Consider the following 17,164-nt stretch of genomic DNA (forward strand, 5'->3'; position numbering starts at 1 on the left):
GCAGTTTAGTATGAGAGACTTTCTACCTACACAAAAAAACCTCGCAAAAGCGAGGGTTTTTTTTAGTGTTGGTTTTGTTTTGCTATCCAGTTCTGACATGTTCAACGAAATCAGCAACCTGACCCCGTAAATGCTCTGCCTGCTTGGAAAGTTCCTTGGACGCTTCTAGCACGTCATTGGATGCACTATCGGACATTGAAGCTGCCGATGTAACACGTTCGATGGAGGCAGAGACTTCTTGTGTGCCAACGGCTGCTTTTTGAACGCTGGAGGAGATTTCCTGCGTGGCTGCGCCCTGTTCTTCAACTGCAGTGGTAATTGCCGAAGCAATACCATCCACTTTTTCGATAGTTTCAGTAATTCCCTGAATTGCTTCCACCGCATCAGTGGTTGAACCCTGGACTTTAGAAATCTGACTTGAAATTTGTTCTGTCGCTTTCGCAGTTTGTGACGCAAGGTTTTTAACCTCCGAAGCCACAACAGCGAAACCTTTACCAGCATCACCAGCACGTGCAGCCTCAATGGTAGCATTCAAAGCAAGCAGGTTTGTCTGTTCAGCGATATCCTGAATGAGTGAGACAACTTCACCAATGCTTTGGGCTCCTTCATCCAGACCCTGAATAAGTTCGTTTGCTCTGCCAGCTTCTTGAACTGCTTGACTGGTAATTGAGGAGGATTGAGAAACCTGTGTGCTGATTTCGCGAATTGATGCGGATAACTCTTCCGCTGCGGATGCTACAGCCTGCACATTTTGCGTGGCACTTGCAGACGCTCTGGAAACTGCGGTTGCCTGCTCTGTTGTCTGGCGTGAATTGGTGGACATACCTTCTGCAGTTGCCTGCATTTCTGTCGCTGCGGAAGCAACACCGTCAACGATACCGCCCACAGAATTTTCAAATTTGCTGACCAAAGAAAAAAGAGCATCTTTCTTTTCCTGTTCAGCCTGTTGTTTGTCCAGCTCCTGCTGGCGAGCCCTTTCCTCTTTCCGTTTTTCAGCTTCAATACGTTCCTGTTCAGCCTGAGCCTGAGCCGCTTTCTGTTCCTGCTCAAGATCCCGTTTCCGAAGCGCATCTTCTTTAAACACCTGAATGGCTTTGGCCATATTCCCGATCTGGTCATCACGTTGCAGATAGCGAAGTTCGACTTCCAGATTACCTGATGCGAGCTCTTGCATCTGCCCAGCCATTCGCCCTAATGGGACCGTAAGTTTTCGAAATGAAACGATCACCACAGAGGACAAGGCAAACAGAATGATCAGGGCAGTTACAATTGCTGAAAGTGTTGAATTCAGCAATTGACTGTTAATTTGCTGGTTGGAAAGGTACAGGATCAGAGTGCCAATTTTCTCCCTCTCGTCACCGTCAATATGCACAATTTCTCTCTGACTTTGGGTTACATCCGCCCCTTCAGTCAGTTCACCATGTGTATACAGGATCCCTCCATCAGGATCCTGGACTTCCACATATTGGAAGTCCTCATCCTGCGCGAGATCAGCGAGAAGACTATTGGCGCCATCATCATCAAGGTCCCACATTGGACGGGCGATCGCCGCTGCTTGAAGTGCTGTAATTATGTTAGCCCGATGCTGTATCTGGGATTTCTGGTTGTTTTGAAACACATATATACCAAGGGTTGCAGCAATCAGCAGCACGAATAGGGTCAGCCCAATCACCGAAGACAAAATCCTTGCCTGCAGTGAAAGCCGCCTTTTTTTGGATTTGATAGTTTTGGCGTCTGTCATGCCTGTACCTGTACTCATTTTAAAATTAAGGGAATAACAAATTTATTCCTGAACATATTTGGCGATAATTGCATCATATTCACCATTCGCTTGATCTCTTTAAGGCCGGCGTTAAAGTCATCGCGTAGGCTCGCGTCTTTGAAAGCAACATGATAGTTTGTAGGTTCAAAAACTTGATGGAATGTCACTTCCTTCAGTTCTACCTGACCTTCGATCTGCTTGTTGTAGTATTTGAAAATGCGAATATCACCGACAACAGCTTCGGTTCGACCTGTCATCAACAATTTATTTTGTGTGACTTGGTCAGCGACTTCGCGATAGTTTTTGTTACCTTCGGCCATTTTTGCGAACTCATCGCCCAAGAAGATCGAAGCTTTTGCAAAAGCAACGACCTTATGATTACCCAAATCAGCAATCGATGAAATGTTCAGGCCTTTTTCTTTTAGTGTTGTTGCCACATTCTGATAGGCGATATGGCTGTCTGAATATTCCGCTTTGACACCAGAGCCGGTGTGAGGGTGTTGGCCGCGTCAATTTTACCATCTTCCAAATCTTTTCCAACACGGCCAAAGGGCACAAATCGGACGGTCACGGTATGGCCTTTTTTCGCCAATGCCGCTCTTACGATATCAACTTCAATCCCACCATCTTGTTCCTTTATGCCGTAGGGCGGGAGTATTCCCTGTCCAAGTCGAACTTCCGCTGCCTGCAAGGCACCGATGGCGCCGAAAAAAACAGTTGCTGAAAGTGAGGCAAAGGTAATTTTTTTGAGGGTAGTTAGCATTTGAATATTCTTTCCGTCGAAATGAGAATGTCAGAATAAAAGAATATTAGGTATTTGCTTAATAAAAGCTAAACTTCGCCTAAAATGATACAAAAGTTCACTTCACGCGTACAAGAATAGTTGAAACCATTTGCACTCTTTTAAGTTTGCAAAGTTGGAAACGAGCTGAATTAGTGAGAGTTGGTTAGAACATGGTTGAAAATGTGGCAATTATAGGTGCTTCAGGTGCGCTCGGGGCGGCATTTACTTCTATCCTGGCGGAAAAGCATGAAAATGCTGTCATTCACGCTATTTCAAGACAGAAAATATCAATTGAGCGCACAAATATTGAGACACATCAGATTGACTATTCCGATGAAAGTGAATTGAAGGAACTTGCAAGTCGGATATCCGCGCAAAAACCGCTTGATTTGGTCGTTGTTGCAACCGGGATTCTGCATACGGAAACCTTAAAACCTGAAAAATCGCTTAGAAATCTGTCAGAAGATAAATTTCGCCAGATTTTCGAAGCGAACACAATTCGTCCTGCCTTGTTCATGAAGTATTTTTTACCGACTCTGGGCAGGGATCGCCGATCGGTTTTCGCGGCTCTGTCAGCACGGGTTGGCAGCATATCTGATAACCATTTGGGGGGATGGTATGGTTACCGTGCATCGAAATCAGCTCTGAATATGCTCATTCGGTGCGCTGCCATTGAGATGGGGCGGACACATCCAAAATCAATCATAGTTGGATTGCATCCGGGAACGGTTGATAGTGACTTGTCGAAACCTTTTCAGTCGGGCGTTCCGAAGGGTAAATTATTTACACCTCATTATTCTGCAGCCTGCTTGACTGATGTGTTGGCAGAGGCAACGCCAACTCAAAGTGGTCAATGTCTGGCGTATGACGGAAGTGAGGTCAAACCCTGATGCCACGACTAAAGAATGGAATTTATAATAGTAGTGAAGGGGGGAGCAGTGGCTAATCTGATATTGATACTGGGGGATCAGTTATCACCAACAATTTCCAGTCTTGCTGATTGTGATAAATCGTCTGACTCCATTTTCATGTGTGAAGTCAGTGAAGAAGCCCGCTACGTCAAGCATCACCGAAAAAAGATCGCATTTCTATTCTCCGCCATGCGCCATTTCGCAAAGGAGCTGGAAGATGAAGGGTATCGCGTGGTTTACCGAAAATTTGAGGATTCTGAAAATAAGGGATCGATTGAGGCAGAAATCAGGCGGCAAATGGCCGATGGGAATTATGAAAAACTCCTGGTTACGCACCCTGGGGAATATAGGGTTCTGGAAAATCTGAGTAAGCTGAAAAGTGACTACGGGATTTCATTGGATATCCTTGAGGATGATCGGTTTTTTTGCTCAACCGATGAGTTTTCTCGTTGGGTGAAAGGCAGAAAACAGCTCAGGATGGAGTATTTCTATCGAGATATGCGGCGACGGTTTTCCATCCTGACGGAAGGTGGCGCGCCAATAGGTGGAAGCTGGAACTACGATAGTGAAAACCGTAAATTTCCTGATGATGATGTCAAGACACCGCAAACAGCCAAGTTTGATACCGATAAAATTACAGAAGATGTTTTGAAATTGGTGGCTGACAAATTTCCAGACCATTTTGGAGAAATAGAACCTTTTGATTTTGCCGTAACGCGAGCAGATGCGCTCAAAGCCCTTAATGACTTTGTTCGATGCAGGCTTGAAACATTCGGTGATTATCAGGATGCCATGCGTGAGGGCGACCCGTGGATGTTTCACGCCCATATCAGTTTTTATCTGAACTGTGGGCTACTCAATCCGCGTGAATGTGTGGCGGCGGCAGTGGATGCTTATGAGCGCGGTGAAGCACCCATTAATGCGGTGGAAGGGTTCATTCGGCAAATTATCGGCTGGCGGGAGTTCATTAGGGGCATCTATTGGATGATGATGCCCGGTTACGAGGCACTTAATTTTTTCGATAGCAAACGGGCGCTTCCTGACTTTTACTGGTCAGGTGATACAATGATGAATTGTATCAAGGATTGTATCCATTCGACAAAAAATTATGCTTATGCACATCATATTCAGCGCCTTATGGTACTTGGAAATTTCGCTCTGCTGACCGGGATCAATCCGAAAGAAGTGAGTGACTGGTTTTTGAGTGTATATGCCGATGCATATGAATGGGTGGAGCTTCCCAATGTTATCGGGATGGCGCTTTTTGCTGATGGGGGAAAATTGGCAAGTAAACCTTATGCATCTGGTGGTAATTACATCAACAAGATGTCCAATTATTGCAAAAGCTGTCATTATAAAGTTTCGAAGAAAAGCGGGGAGGGGGCGTGTCCGTTTAACTATCTTTATTGGGATTTTCTGGCCCGCAACAGAACTAAACTGGAGGGTAATCCCCGCATCGGAATGCTTTACAAGACCTATGATCGAATGAGTGAGGAGAAAAAGGCAGCCATCGCGAAATCCAGCGCTGATTTTTTAAAGGAGCTTGATTAAGTGGCACTTTAATTCTGTTTTCGCCGGACACGCTCACGCCAGAATGTAAAGAGCCCGGCCGCAATAATCAGTCCAGCACCAACAATTACATTTATGCGCAAGGTTTCCCCAAAAATAGTAAGACCGATGGCAGAGGCAAAAACCAGTTGCAGATAGGCGAATGGCTGGATTGCAGAGGCTTCGGCTACTTCATACGCTTTGATCATGGTGTAGTGCCCTGCAGCGCCAGTAATGCAAAGCAGTAGCATCAGGGCCCAATCCCATCCCTGTAGGGGCTCCCAATAAAAAACACCAATGGCGGTGGACACTATTGCGCCGACAACACCCGTCCAGAAAAAGCTGGTCGCTGTATCATCTAGCCGTGCGACATATCGGTTTAACAGGCCATATACAGCAAACATTAATGCTGCCAGAAAGGGAATGGCGGCATATGGTGAGAATACGCTACTTCCTGGTTGCAGAATAATAATGACCCCGACAAAACCAACCGCGATTGCGGTCCATCGGCGCCAACCTACTTTTTCTCCAAGTACGGGACCTGATAAAGCGCCAATCAGAAGTGGGTAAACGGCGAAAACGGCGTGACTTTCCACTAATCCCAAATAGACAAATGCAAGCACCATGACCATGATTTCAAGGGCGAGCAGGGCGCCGCGAAATGCCTGTACCAAAGGTTGAGAGGTTGCGGCGGCTGCACGGATGGACCCTTTTTGACGACGGGCAATTGAAATCACGAACAATGCAAAGAACCAATAGCGGATCATGACAATCATCGGAGTGTTCGCGGCTTCTGCCAGATGACGCGAAAGACCATCCTGAGATGCAAAAATGAAGGTTGTGACAACCATCAGCCAAATTCCGCGTTTTGTCTCGTTTTGGATCACATCGGTTTCCTTTAGTTTTTGGCAAAACCGCGACTTTTCTAATTGATGTTCGAAAAGACCTGATATTCTGTTTTGATCTGTTAAATGTAGGCTTGGCGATCGCCTGAGGGCGTGAATTTCACCCGGCAACTTGCAAGAATTGAAACTCCAACAATATTTTTACGGATTGGTTCGATATCGTCAATGGACGATATGCCTGTAAAGTTTTAGAGTAATAGCAGGTTATAAGAACAGCGTTAGTTTGCTGTGGCATTTATCGATGGTAGCGAGATTATGGATTTATTTGCAGCGGCAGATATGCAAACGCGCAACTTGTTACCTATTGACGGAGAAGCTACTATTTCGGCCAGATTATATCGCCGGAAGAGGCTGATCATTATTATGAAATTTTGCAAAAATCGATTGATTGGCGTCATGACGAAGCCTTTATATTCGGGCGAACCATTACAACCCGCCGGAAAGTCGCCTGGTACGCTGATGAAGCCTTTTCATATCGATATTCCGGAAAAACCAAAACGGCACTTCTCTGGACGAAGGAATTGAGTGATCTCAAAAAGCAGATCGAGAAAACTTGTGGTGAGACATTTAATTCCTGCTTGCTTAACCTTTATCATGATGGAAGCGAAGGGATGTCCTGGCATAGCGATGGAGAAAAAGAATTAAAACGCCATGGAGCTATCGCATCGTTAAGTTTAGGGGCACGGCGGAAGTTCAGTTTTCGTCACCGAAAGAGTGGTGAAAAGCTGTCATTGATGTTGGATCACGGAAGTCTTTTGCTAATGACCGGTACAATACAGGATCATTGGCAGCATGCGTTGCCTGTTACAAAGAAAGTTCGGGAGGGACGAATTAATCTGACTTTCCGCACTATCAATGGAATGCGGACATAAAAAAAGCCCTCAAACTTGAGGGCTTTTCTTGAAGTATACGCGGATTATTCGTAGTAGCCGGTACCGAAAATCAGACCCGCATGTTTTTCTGTATAGGACTGTTTAGGAGCCAGTTTTTTCGTTTCTGGGTGAACCCACTGGTAGGAAGTCCAGGCGCTGCCATCTTTTTTAGTGTTTTCAGCATATGCTTTGACAAACTCTTTGCCGGTTGGGTCTTTAAGGCCCATCAGATTGCGGCCAATAAGTTTGCTGTTGGCGCCATGAAAAACCATTTCATCGGTTTCGACACTTTGAATGAAAACATAAAACTCACCGTGATTGAATTCACTGCCTTTTACAGCAAAATCTTTGAAGGCCTGCTCCTGGCCAACTTTTTCATAATGGGCAATGGCTGCCTTTACGAGATTTTCTGCGGTAGTTTTCTTGTCTTCAGCCTGAACTGAAAAGCTTGTGACCAAAATAAAAAGGGAGGCACACACTGTCAGGATTTTTTTCATTTCAACTTCCTTACCAATTATCCGTGCTGGATATTTTATGAATTTGTTTCGTAAGGAAATCTAGTTCTTGGAAATTAAAAATTGGTTTAAATCAACTGGATAGTAATATGTGCGCTAATAAAAAAGGCTGCCGGTTTAAATTGGCAGCCTTTTTTTCATTTCATGTGACTATTCGTAATATCCGGTTGAGAATAGTAAATTGCCATGCTTTTCAGTATAGACAACTTTGGGTTCGATTTTTTTGGTTTGGGGATGCGGCCACTGATAGGTTGTCCATGTGGCACCCTGTTTGTTAGCGTTTTCGTAAAGCTCTTTTACGAATAGTTTGCCAGACGTATCTTTGAGGCCTAACAGATTTTTACCAACAAGTTTTTCATTAACGGCGTGATATACATGTGAACCTGTTTCCGCTGACATCACGAAAATATAAAACTCACCGTGGAAAAACTCACTATCCTTTTTTGAAAAATCAGCATATGCCTGTTCTTCACCAACTTTCTGGTAATGAGCGATAGCTGCTTTTACAAGATTTTCAGCGGTTGCTTTACGATCGTCGGCCTGTGCCTGAAACGAAAACACGAGCAACGTGAGTGCTGTGACTGCAGCAAAAATTTTCTTCATTTTAACTTCCTTACTAAATACCAGAATTCCTGGCAGTTGGGGGTAGGGAAGCTATGTACAAATTGAAGTTTAAAAAATTATTAAACTGCTAAATTATGAAACGGTGGATGTTTACCCATTTCAATTTATAAAATTGATAAAATTAGAAGCATTCGTTAAGGGTTTGTTGAGGAAATTCTGTCAATCATTAGTCGCTTCAATTATAGCGAGGATGACAGGTGAAAAAAGCTGTCAAATTTTTGAATATTGATAAAGCTTTGATGCTGGTAGCTTTGATGGCAGTGTTTGCGATCGCCTACCAAGTTCAGGCTTTTTTTGTGATTGAACAGCAAGTGGATCCAAGCCTGATTTACGCGTCAGACTCAGCGTTTCAATATCAGTAAGTAGCTCTTTAACTCAGAATCCACTCAACCCCGCACAGTTTGAACCCATTCGGTGTTTGCTCGACTGGTTGAGACTTGGCATTCTTCATATATCTAAATTTTTCATCCGTTTTAAGTGTTGCTGCCTTGAAATAGTCTTTTGAGCCTGTGCTGCGTTTGGTGAAGTGAATAACTCCATAATCAAGACTGATTGAAGTGTCCGAATTGCTTTGTTGGACATTGAATAAATTCTGCCATTGAGAACATTTGTCTATTGGATGATCGCAAGCCATTTCAATAGCAGTGATTTCGATATCGCGTTGCAGGTTTTCTTGCCAATTGTCGCCAGCCCAATCGTATTCTGAAAAACGATCCAATCCATTCTTGTGATGATCAAATTCAAGCATCGTGACGCCAGTGTCTTTCGGGTTTAACTGAAGCAGGTCCGCTTTTTCTCTTTGTTGATCAACAATGACCCGAATACCCATGTTTTGTGCTGAATTTCTATATCTGTTGGTATTTTCACAATCAAAGATGGCCATGTAGCCACCTAACCCTTTGGACGATGATAAAAATCGATGGACAGCGGTGTTGTCGCGTGTCGGGGCAACAAGCTCGATAAAGCTTCCACCAAGGGCAAACATGCTGTTTTCCAGCCCAAACTCATTGAGCGACGATCTGTGGCAGGGACGTACATCCAGAATATTGGAAAAAATGTTTGTATCGCGTTCAAGATCAAGGGTTGCCACGCAGATTTGACGAAGCCTTGTATATTTCTTGTCTGTCATGAGGAGGCCAGTTCAAGTTGCCTATGGATTTCCTGCTCGACAGCAGGCAGAGTTTCTTTACCGAAAAATATTTCGTCATTAATGAAAATGGTAGGGCAACCAAAGGTACCACGCTCCACTGAAGCTGTTGTATTTTCCAGCAGTTTTTGCTTGATATCGGTATCCTGAATACGAGATGTAATTTTATCGGCATCAAAGCCATGAGATTTCAAAGCTTGATAAAAAACGTCAGGATCGTCGAGTTTTAAGGACCGCTCCCACATATCCCCCAAAATAGCGTCAAAATATTCGATTAGAAAACCATCTTCCTCTGCAACGATGGCACCGCGCATTGCCATGACTGTATTAATCGGAAAATGACTGTTCATTCTATAATCTGTCATATTGTGATCGCGAATAAACCGCTGCATTTCGAGGGTTCTATATTCATTTTTGTTTTTCACACCTTTGTAGGTGAGAAAGGGTGCCTGATTGTTGGTCAGTTTGAAAATGCCACCAAGAAGGACGGGGAAATATTCAAAAGTAACGCCAGTTCGCTGTTCAATTTGGGGGATGAGTTTGTGACAGAAATAGATGTTGGGGCTCGCTACATCAATATGCAATTGTGCACTAATGGTCATCGGTATTCTCCCTTTATTGTTATTTTTTATTCAAATATATTACCAATTTTCAATCCATGGTCGCAGATCAAGTTCAAATGTCCAAGCATCTTTTGGTTGTTGATGCAGGTGCCAGTAATTTTCAGCGATATGGTCCGGATTTAAAATGCCGTCTTTGCTTTTAAGGGCGTAACGATCCGGGAAGTTACTTTTTATGAAGTCGGTATCTATGGCGCCATCAATAACAACATGTGCCACATGAATTCCTTTAGGAGCCAGTTCACGTGCTGAAGATTGAGCCAGTGCTTTCAGGGCGTGTTTGGAGCCTGCGAATGCAGCGAAATTTTTACCGCCGCGCAAGCTAGCGGTAGCACCTGTGAATATCATAGTGCCGCGATTGCGTTGAACCATGCGCAAAGCAACTTCGCGGGCACATAGGAAAGCTGAAAAACAACCCATCTCCCAGATTTTTCGATATTTACGGCTGGTTTCCTCTAACAGGCTGGAGGGGACATTGGCCCCAATATTGAACACCATAACTTCTATTGAGCCGACGTTTTTCTCAATCTGTTCGACAAGTTGTGTAACTTCATCTTCCTGCCGGGCATCACAACCATAAGCAATTGCATTTCCGCCTTTGGCGGTGATTTCAGCGACCAATGACTGCAACTTATCTGCGTTGCGGCGAACACAAGCGGTTATGTAGCCTTCAGATGCAAATTTTTTGGCGATGGCACCACCTGTCGCGTCACCAGCACCAATTATCAGAGCAACTTTACCGTTTGTCATTTGATCACCTCTATCAATTATTTTTCTTGTTTAGATAACGATTGATTACAAATGGCATCCCCGTTGACAGCCAAAATCCGGTTAAAAGATAGCGGATGTAATCAGCGGTATAACCTTCGAACCCTGTGAGTGAAAAAACAGGTTTGAGCCCCCTCCAGACGAGGAGCAGGATAACGAGCCCGATTACGAGAGTTAAAATGCATCCCAAAATGGTTCGAGGTGGTTCAAAATTTATAAATTGCTGCTCATACAAAGTTCCCAGTAGCAGAGCTGTCAGAAAAGCCGCCACAATCAAGGCCAGTTTTTTCATCTCTGGATGCGTGAAATAGGATGCGCAGATGACAGTAACCCCAATTGATACAAGAAGTGCACTTGTCCAGCGCCAGAAATAGGGTTGTATTTTTCCAACTGAAAATAATCGGGTTCCAACAAGAACCTGTAAATAGCCCAGTAATAGGCCAACAGTTATATCATGAAAATGATGAACCCCTAGGTATGGGCGGCTGAGGGCAACCAGTAGCGAAACGCAGACAAGGGCAATTGCCCATTTGTGATGTTTTCTGATTTCAAATGCAAGCCATCCCCAAAAAGCGGCTGCGGCCTGTGCATGACCCGATGGAAAAGAATATCCCTCAGCTGTGTAGGTTGCGGTGACTGTTGGGCGGGGCAGGGCAAAGTATTCTTTTAGGATGGAGTTGGCCAAGGCACTTACAAGGAGCATCAGGATTGCTCGTCTGAATATATTTTTATCCAAAAACCAGTATCCGAAGGCACCAAACATAAGAAGAAAGGTTTCATGGCCCAATTCAGTAGCGATCCGGAAAATAACATCCAAAACCGGGTTGCGAATGCTGGCAAACAGCTTTAGGGCTTCAATATCAATGGCGACGAGTTGCTCAAACATTCATTTTCCATTTTGGTTATGTTGTACGTCTGAGTTGCAGGGTAACATGATCGGCGATCTCCATCGCCAGTTTAATTGCTGAATTGGCTAGATGATCTTCACCATCCTGCGAAAGACCGACTGAGCTTAGGTGGAGGGGATCTCCACAACGGGCGATTAAATCCGTTGCTGTTTCAAGAGGTTCCGGGCTGGTTTTTCCAATCCCGGCCATGTCGCGTAAAGCTCGGCGTACACATTGGCGCTGGCTGGTTTGCGCAAGATCACAGCCAGAAGAAGTGACAACTTCCGGTGCTGTCAGCAGATTAAGGTTTTCCTTGTTATAAGCACGGTACCGATACAGGTGATCTTCAAGGGCATCTCTAGTTTCCATGACGGTGCCGGCTTTTTGTAAGCTTTCACGGGTTTGTGCAAACAGCGCTTCATAACCGGTCGACATAAATGAAAAGGCGAGGGTGCCTGGGTCCGGGAAATGCCGGTACACAGTGCCACGGCCCAGACCGGAGAGTTTCACAATTTCTGACATTGTAGGCAGGCGAGTGACTTTACGTCGCGTCGCTTTGTGAAACGCTTCCATTATCTGTTGACGGTTTTGAACAGCATCACTTCTGGGCACGTATAACCTCTTTACTCAGGAATTATATGGACATATGTCCGGTTATGTATTATACGGACATATGTCCACTTGTGAAGTGTCTAATTTTAACTGTATAAAAACAACACATCCTGTTAGGAGAATATACCGTGACATTGCCAGCAATGCTCCAAAATCGCTTGTCTGTTCCCGTCGTTGGGTCGCCATTATTTATCATTTCAAACCCTGATCTGGTGATTGCACAATGCAAGGCTGGGATTGTGGGTTCCTTTCCCGCATTGAACGCCCGCCCTGCAGAAGTGCTTGAAGAGTGGTTAAAAAAAATCACCGAAGAACTTGATCGATACAATCAGGAAAATCCGGATGCTCCGGCTGCGCCTTTTGCCGTAAACCAGATTGTACACAAGTCAAATGATCGACTGATGCACGATGTTGAAATGTGTGCAAAATACAAGGTTCCCATTACGATTACGTCACTTGGCGCTGTGGAGGCGGTAAATGATGCGATGCATGATGCTGGCGGCATCGTTATTCATGACGTGATAAATAATCGCTTTGCAAAGAAAGCCATTGAAAAAGGGGCCGATGGTATCATTGCTGTAGCAACTGGGGCAGGTGGACATGCGGGGACGTTGTCACCAATTGCACTTATTCAGGAAATCAGAGAATGGTTTGACGGCCTGTTGCTGCTTGGGGGCTCAATTGCAACTGGGGATGCCGTTCTTGCTGCGCAGGCGATGGGCGCAGACCTGGCCTATGTGGGATCAGCCTTTATCGCGACTAAGGAAGCGAACGCAGATCTGGCCTATAAACAGGGCATTGTTGATTGTGGTGCAGATGACATCATTTACACAAACCTGTTTACAGGCATCCATGGAAATTATCTGAAACCTTCAATCATTAACGCTGGGATGGATCCGGACAACCTTCCTGAAAGTGACCCTAGCAAAATGAATTTTGGATCTGGTGGAAGTTCCAAAGCCAAGGCTTGGAAAGATATTTGGGGATGCGGCCAAGGTATTGGCGCTGTTAAGGAGATACCAACTGCGGGCGAAATGGTTGCCCGTCTTAAAGCGGAGTATGAGGCTGCTCGCTCGAGACTTTTGGCGTCTTAGAACAACTGGCAGGCGGTATCAGGATTTAATATCCAGCAATGTCGCCTGCATTTCGTCCCAGGTAATAATCGATTTGATATTGGCTTCGTATGTGTGTTGAGCAATCTTATTGTTTACAAGTTCTGTAGCCAAATCCACGTTGGGGCTTTCGACCAAACCGTCATTTGACGCGTGTGGATGTGAGGGTTGGTAAGATAGGCTTGTCGCGGGATCACGTGGTTTGATATGAACTTCTGGGCCGCCCGCAGGTCCTGAAACCTGAACCGCATCAACGGGTGTATAGGCCGCTTCGGATCCACTGCCCCCAACTTTCCCTACTGTATTTACATTTGCAATGTTACTGGCACCCGCATCAATTCGGCGGGTGGCAGCATTCATTCCTGCCAATGCATTTCCAATGATCGAAGACATTTTATCTCCAATGTATAAAATTTTAGATAAACTTTATACGAAAATATGATTACGAATATGCTCTTTATAGGAGAAAATAGTTAAGCAAATGTTAAAATGCGGGGACGTTAATTTATTAAAATCATTCCAACGGTGGCTACCAGCAGCAAGGCCATTACGCTATTGAAAATCATTAATGTTCGGGGCGTTGAAAGCAATCTGCGTAATTGTGTACCTGCAATGACCCAGAATAATATGGCTGGCAAGCTGACAAGGGCGTGTCCACCGACCAGATAAAGGATATCCAAATGTGAGATTTGACCATCAAGTACAAAAGCGGAAGGTATCGTTCCAGCCAATATCCATGCTTTTGGATTTATATACTGAAATAATGCCGCCTCAAAGAAGGTCAAAGGTTTGCCAACCTTGGCATCGGAAATGCTCGAAGATTTGTAAATGCGCCAGGCAAGATATAACAGGTAGCCACTTCCTGCATATTTCAGGATTGGCTGGATTTGAGGAAAACGGGTGAATATTTCGCCTAGTCCGAAACAGACTATGGTCAGCATGAACAGAAAGCCTAAATATACTCCCAAAAAATGCGGGATTGTTCGCTTGAACCCGAAATTTACACCAGATGAGGCCAGCATAATGTTATTGGGCCCGGGTGTTACCGAGTTGATGAAGGAATAAGAAAGAAGAGCTGTAAAGGCAACTGACATGGGGGGTACTCCGAAGATATGTCAGTGAAGATGACCTAATTATCGGTTAGTGTCAATTATCCTAGAATGCCCGGATACTGTGGGCCCAATCCTTGAGCTGAGTACGAAGTTGCGCCGTATCGCCTTCAAGTAAAAAATCTTCTTCAAATTGATGAGTTAGGGAAAACCGTTCCCCATTCACAAGCAGGCAATACGCATTACCGTTAAATTCGTAAGGTTCTGGTTTCATATGTGCCAGAGTTGACAATATTTTTTCAGCCAGGACCAAATCACCCTGAATTTCAGTTTGTAAAAATTCGTTGAGCTCTCTTTCGATATTGGCGGAACTGGTCATGTTATATGATCTGCTAGTTGGTTTTTACATATATAGGATAGGCAGTAATAATTTTCATGTTCTTCAGTCTGTACCCTTCTATTTCATAACCCCTGCCGGAACTGCTACGCCATTTTCCCGGTTGTTTTTGCGACGCGTTTTCGAGTGCATGTAAAATTACAGATAAAACCTCTTCCTGCGAGTATCGATCAGGAAACATGCTGGAAAATTTCTGTTTCCAGCTTTTGCTCTCTGCATCATAAATTTCCACAATCGCAGTATAAATTCCAAATTTATTTTCCGGCGACAGAATTTCATGAATTCGAGCCGTTTTCAGATTGTTTTTAATATGGTGCAGTCCCGTGGGTTTGCCAAAACGATTTATTTCCCCTTCGAAAATGTGTTTCAGGTTTATCTGAGGAGTTGTTTGAGACCAGGATTGGGGGCCGGCTGAAACTGAAGGGCTTGCACAGCCTATGAAAAATAATAGCCATAAGAGCCGAAGAAGGCTTGGTTTCTTCAAGAAGGGGGTGCTCCTGACACAAAGCTTTCGACCAGGCTTTTTGCAACCAAATTCCATCCATCCACCATCACAAAGAATATAAGCTTGAAGGGAAGGGCGATCATGACTGGCGGCAACATCATCATACCCATGGACATCAGGATAGAAGCTACAACCATATCAATTACCAAAAATGGGACAAACAGCAGGAAACCGATCTCAAACGCTCGTTTCAATTCGCTTATCATAAAAGCCGGTACCAAAACCTTCAGCGGAATTTCCTCCGGTGACTCGACTTCTTCAGACGCACTCAAATCCAAAAAGAGTGAAACATCTTTCTCTCGCGCATGTTTGAGCATGAAGTCTCTAAAGGGAAGGGCGGTTCGCTCAAAGGCAGTTACTTCATCAATTTCCTCATTGATCAGCGGAAGTATTCCATTGTCGTATGCCGCCTCAAACGTTGGTGCCATGATAAAGCCCGTCAAAAAGAGGCTAGTGAAATGATAACCACATTTGGCGGGGTCGTTTGAATGCCAAGCGCACTTCGCAGCAGGGAGAGAACAACAATCAGCCGCGTGAAAGATGTGGTAACTATGAGGATAGCGGGTGCCAGACTGAGAACAGTCATTAACACGACAATCTGAACGATGCGACCCGTGAGTGGTCCCGCAGAATCTCCCAGATCAAGGCTCAGGGTTTGCGCGAGTGCCTCAGGCGGCAAAAGAAATACCACAGAACCCAGAAGGATAGTGAACGCGAGCGACCACCTGAAACTTCTGTTGGTTTTGAGCGCTTTTCTCATGCGGTCGGCAAAAATCATTGCTCTGACCCTTTGATTGCTACTGGTTTTAACGAGGGAAGTCGAGGTTCTGAATTGGGTTGAGGTTGAGCAACATCATCTGCACTATCGGCCTCATCTGTTGCTTTTTGAGATTTTGGGGAAGCCCTCTTAGCATCAATATCAGTTTCAATAACTACGTCGGAATTGGGGCCGATCAAAATAAGATGTTCTTTATCATCCCGGCGAACAAGAACGAGACGTCTTTTTGAATCAAGGCCGATTGATTGCGAAATTGCCAGTCTTTTCTTGCCCGATTTTGGTTTTTCGGCGAGCGGAGCAAAGCCCAACTTTCTTATTCCGTATGAAATGAGGCCGATTAAACCCAGAACAAAGAGAAGTACAACCAGATATTTTGCATAAAGGAAGGTATCCATACCTGTAAAGCTATCCAATCGTTAAAAGTCAGATGAAAGTTTCAAAATCATAATGTTCAACGAGCTTAGCCGTCCAGCATTTTAATCTGCCGGCTTACATCTTCATATTTTTTGTGAATTTCTTTGGAAAGCTCGTCGAGCAGATCCAACAAATCCTCCAATCCTTTAGTGAGTTGCTCTTGATCCTTTCCTTCGAGTTTTTGAACTTCCGTATGAAGTAGCATCAGACGATCTGGCAGGCGGGAAATATCTACCTCTTCACCTTGTTGGGCACGGGTCAGGCTTTCGCTCAATGCACCTTTCATGGATTGGATTTCGTCCAATAGGTCTTTACTCTTCATTACTGTTTTCCGTTACTTCAAACTCGGTTGGTGGCTGGCTGTCATTCTGTGCCTTGTACAGATATGCCATAATTTCAGAAACCGCTGCGAAGGCTTCTAGGGGGATCGGACTGTCCACCTCAATTTGTGTCAGAATTTGCGCGAGATCGGCATCCTCGCGAACCTTCACGCCATTTTCAAAAGCGATTTTCAGGATTTGTTCGGCCAGTTCTCCGCGCCCACTGGCCGTCACAATTGGTGCCCTGGATGAACCTTTTTCGTGGGAAAGCGCAACAGCGATTGGATTCTTATCCTGTTTATTCAAATCCGGGTCTGCCATTCAGCGGTCGCTCTCCAATACTCTGCGCATTTACATACATGTAAGTCACTGTTGACCAACAATACAGATAATAAATTAACTATAATCACATTTTAGCGATTAGGGGAAACTCAATATCCTACATGTTGCGTGATTGTCACTTTGGGTACTATATTTAGATGAAAATTGGTTGTTGAAATATTGTGCATGCGGTGGCAGCAGTTCACAATAAACCTTAGAGAAACAGTTTTTTCCGATGCTTCGGATGCGCAATGCGGAGGGGAATTTGAGCGGATAATAGCGATTTTATAAGTAAATTCTGAACAGGGAATTC

General features: G+C 44.6%; 22 protein-coding genes and 2 pseudogenes. 5 read left to right on the forward strand and 19 right to left on the reverse strand.

The genetic code is table 11. From position 1 onward, the window contains the following. Positions 1-82: 82 nt before the first annotated feature. From JCM23214_RS20095 to JCM23214_RS22420, 3 genes are read right to left on the reverse strand one after another with little or no spacing between them, the layout of a single operon-like run. Positions 83-1,741, reverse strand: a complete 1,659-nt coding sequence (locus JCM23214_RS20095) for a methyl-accepting chemotaxis protein (protein ID WP_159104333.1) — start codon at positions 1,739-1,741, stop codon at positions 83-85. A gap of 14 nt (positions 1,742-1,755) precedes the next feature. Continuing rightward, positions 1,756-2,199, reverse strand: a complete 444-nt coding sequence (locus JCM23214_RS22415) for a transporter substrate-binding domain-containing protein (protein WP_051548116.1) — start codon at positions 2,197-2,199, stop codon at positions 1,756-1,758. Continuing rightward, positions 2,184-2,525, reverse strand: a complete 342-nt coding sequence (locus JCM23214_RS22420; protein ID WP_051548117.1) for a transporter substrate-binding domain-containing protein — start codon at positions 2,523-2,525, stop codon at positions 2,184-2,186. Before JCM23214_RS22420 ends, JCM23214_RS22415 begins: the two co-directional genes overlap by 16 nt. A 191-nt stretch (positions 2,526-2,716) precedes the next feature. Between JCM23214_RS22420 and JCM23214_RS09745 the strand changes: the two genes are divergently transcribed. Both JCM23214_RS09745 and JCM23214_RS09750 read left to right on the forward strand, forming a co-directional pair. Then, positions 2,717-3,436 carry an SDR family NAD(P)-dependent oxidoreductase gene (locus JCM23214_RS09745; protein ID WP_025898787.1) on the forward strand — a complete coding sequence of 240 codons (720 nt, stop codon included), beginning with the start codon at positions 2,717-2,719 and terminating at the stop codon, positions 3,434-3,436. 48 nt (positions 3,437-3,484) lie between these two features. Next, complete coding sequence (locus JCM23214_RS09750) at positions 3,485-5,008, forward strand: cryptochrome/photolyase family protein (protein WP_025898788.1); 1,524 nt, start codon at positions 3,485-3,487, stop codon at positions 5,006-5,008. Between the two features lie 8 nt (positions 5,009-5,016). Here the strand turns inward: JCM23214_RS09750 and JCM23214_RS09755 are convergent, their stop codons facing one another. Further along, positions 5,017-5,892: a DMT family transporter gene (locus JCM23214_RS09755; protein WP_025898789.1), complete on the reverse strand. Its 876-nt coding sequence runs from the start codon at positions 5,890-5,892 to the stop codon at positions 5,017-5,019. Positions 5,893-6,165: 273 nt separating this feature from the next. Between JCM23214_RS09755 and JCM23214_RS20105 the strand changes: the two are divergent. Further along, positions 6,166-6,782: pseudogene (locus JCM23214_RS20105) on the forward strand (alpha-ketoglutarate-dependent dioxygenase AlkB family protein). 44 nt (positions 6,783-6,826) lie between these two features. Here JCM23214_RS20105 and JCM23214_RS09765 read toward each other — a convergent pair. After that, positions 6,827-7,279: a cache domain-containing protein gene (locus tag JCM23214_RS09765; protein ID WP_025898790.1), complete on the reverse strand. Its 453-nt coding sequence runs from the start codon at positions 7,277-7,279 to the stop codon at positions 6,827-6,829. A 168-nt stretch (positions 7,280-7,447) separates the two neighbouring features. Beyond that, complete coding sequence (locus tag JCM23214_RS09770) at positions 7,448-7,900, reverse strand: cache domain-containing protein (RefSeq protein ID WP_025898791.1); 453 nt, start codon at positions 7,898-7,900, stop codon at positions 7,448-7,450. A 218-nt stretch (positions 7,901-8,118) separates the two neighbouring features. Between JCM23214_RS09770 and JCM23214_RS23470 the strand changes: the two genes are divergently transcribed. Further along, positions 8,119-8,283: a hypothetical protein gene (locus JCM23214_RS23470; RefSeq protein WP_159104334.1), complete on the forward strand. Its 165-nt coding sequence runs from the start codon at positions 8,119-8,121 to the stop codon at positions 8,281-8,283. 8 nt (positions 8,284-8,291) lie between these two features. Here JCM23214_RS23470 and JCM23214_RS09780 read toward each other — a convergent pair whose 3' ends face one another. Genes JCM23214_RS09780 through JCM23214_RS09800 form a run of 5 tightly spaced genes read right to left on the reverse strand, consistent with a single transcriptional unit; the run spans position 8,292 to position 11,955 of the window. After that, entirely contained in the window at positions 8,292-9,050 is a 759-nt protein-coding gene (locus JCM23214_RS09780) for a VOC family protein (protein WP_025898792.1), read from the reverse strand. Beyond that, on the reverse strand, positions 9,047-9,670 hold the full coding sequence (locus JCM23214_RS09785; RefSeq protein WP_025898793.1) for a 2-hydroxychromene-2-carboxylate isomerase: 624 nt from the start codon (positions 9,668-9,670) through the stop codon (positions 9,047-9,049). Before JCM23214_RS09785 ends, JCM23214_RS09780 begins: the two co-directional genes overlap by 4 nt. 39 nt (positions 9,671-9,709) lie before the next feature. Continuing rightward, the gene (locus tag JCM23214_RS09790; protein WP_025898794.1) at positions 9,710-10,438 is read right to left on the reverse strand and encodes an SDR family oxidoreductase; all 729 of its coding nucleotides are present in this window, start codon (positions 10,436-10,438) and stop codon (positions 9,710-9,712) included. Positions 10,439-10,451: 13 nt separating this feature from the next. Beyond that, a complete protein-coding gene (locus JCM23214_RS09795; RefSeq protein WP_025898795.1) occupies positions 10,452-11,342 on the reverse strand; it encodes a phosphatase PAP2 family protein in 891 nt (296 codons plus the stop codon). A 16-nt stretch (positions 11,343-11,358) separates the two neighbouring features. Further along, positions 11,359-11,955, reverse strand: coding sequence for a TetR/AcrR family transcriptional regulator (locus tag JCM23214_RS09800; protein ID WP_025898796.1), 597 nt, complete (start codon positions 11,953-11,955; stop codon positions 11,359-11,361). 128 nt (positions 11,956-12,083) lie between these two features. On the opposite strand from JCM23214_RS09800, the gene JCM23214_RS09805 reads away from it, so the two are divergent. Next, complete coding sequence (locus JCM23214_RS09805; protein ID WP_025898797.1) at positions 12,084-13,049, forward strand: NAD(P)H-dependent flavin oxidoreductase; 966 nt, start codon at positions 12,084-12,086, stop codon at positions 13,047-13,049. A gap of 18 nt (positions 13,050-13,067) precedes the next feature. On the opposite strand, the gene JCM23214_RS09810 is transcribed toward JCM23214_RS09805, so the two are convergent. The 8 genes and pseudogenes from JCM23214_RS09810 to JCM23214_RS09845 form a co-directional block, all read right to left on the reverse strand. Next, positions 13,068-13,460, reverse strand: coding sequence for a flagellar basal body rod protein FlgC (locus tag JCM23214_RS09810; RefSeq protein WP_025898798.1), 393 nt, complete (start codon positions 13,458-13,460; stop codon positions 13,068-13,070). Positions 13,461-13,567: 107 nt separating this feature from the next. Then, complete coding sequence (locus JCM23214_RS09815; protein WP_025898799.1) at positions 13,568-14,161, reverse strand: LysE family translocator; 594 nt, start codon at positions 14,159-14,161, stop codon at positions 13,568-13,570. A gap of 61 nt (positions 14,162-14,222) precedes the next feature. After that, positions 14,223-14,495 carry a hypothetical protein gene (locus JCM23214_RS09820; RefSeq protein ID WP_025898800.1) on the reverse strand — a complete coding sequence of 91 codons (273 nt, stop codon included), beginning with the start codon at positions 14,493-14,495 and terminating at the stop codon, positions 14,223-14,225. A gap of 13 nt (positions 14,496-14,508) precedes the next feature. Beyond that, positions 14,509-14,997: an EndoU domain-containing protein gene (locus tag JCM23214_RS22425; RefSeq protein WP_025898801.1), complete on the reverse strand. Its 489-nt coding sequence runs from the start codon at positions 14,995-14,997 to the stop codon at positions 14,509-14,511. Further along, positions 14,994-15,778 (reverse strand): annotated as a pseudogene (gene fliP, locus JCM23214_RS26655) (flagellar type III secretion system pore protein FliP). Before fliP ends, JCM23214_RS22425 begins: the two are co-directional and overlap by 4 nt. Before the next feature lie 14 nt (positions 15,779-15,792). Next, on the reverse strand, positions 15,793-16,191 hold the full coding sequence (locus JCM23214_RS20120) for a flagellar biosynthetic protein FliO (protein ID WP_025898802.1): 399 nt from the start codon (positions 16,189-16,191) through the stop codon (positions 15,793-15,795). A 65-nt stretch (positions 16,192-16,256) separates the two neighbouring features. Beyond that, entirely contained in the window at positions 16,257-16,532 is a 276-nt protein-coding gene (locus JCM23214_RS09840) for a hypothetical protein (protein ID WP_025898803.1), read from the reverse strand. After that, positions 16,522-16,851 carry an EscU/YscU/HrcU family type III secretion system export apparatus switch protein gene (locus JCM23214_RS09845; protein ID WP_025898804.1) on the reverse strand — a complete coding sequence of 110 codons (330 nt, stop codon included), beginning with the start codon at positions 16,849-16,851 and terminating at the stop codon, positions 16,522-16,524. Before JCM23214_RS09845 ends, JCM23214_RS09840 begins: the two co-directional genes overlap by 11 nt. Positions 16,852-17,164: the final 313 nt, after the last annotated feature.

This window comes from Sneathiella glossodoripedis JCM 23214 (assembly GCF_000616095.1).
In the GTDB taxonomy this organism is placed as follows: domain Bacteria; phylum Pseudomonadota; class Alphaproteobacteria; order Sneathiellales; family Sneathiellaceae; genus Sneathiella; species Sneathiella glossodoripedis.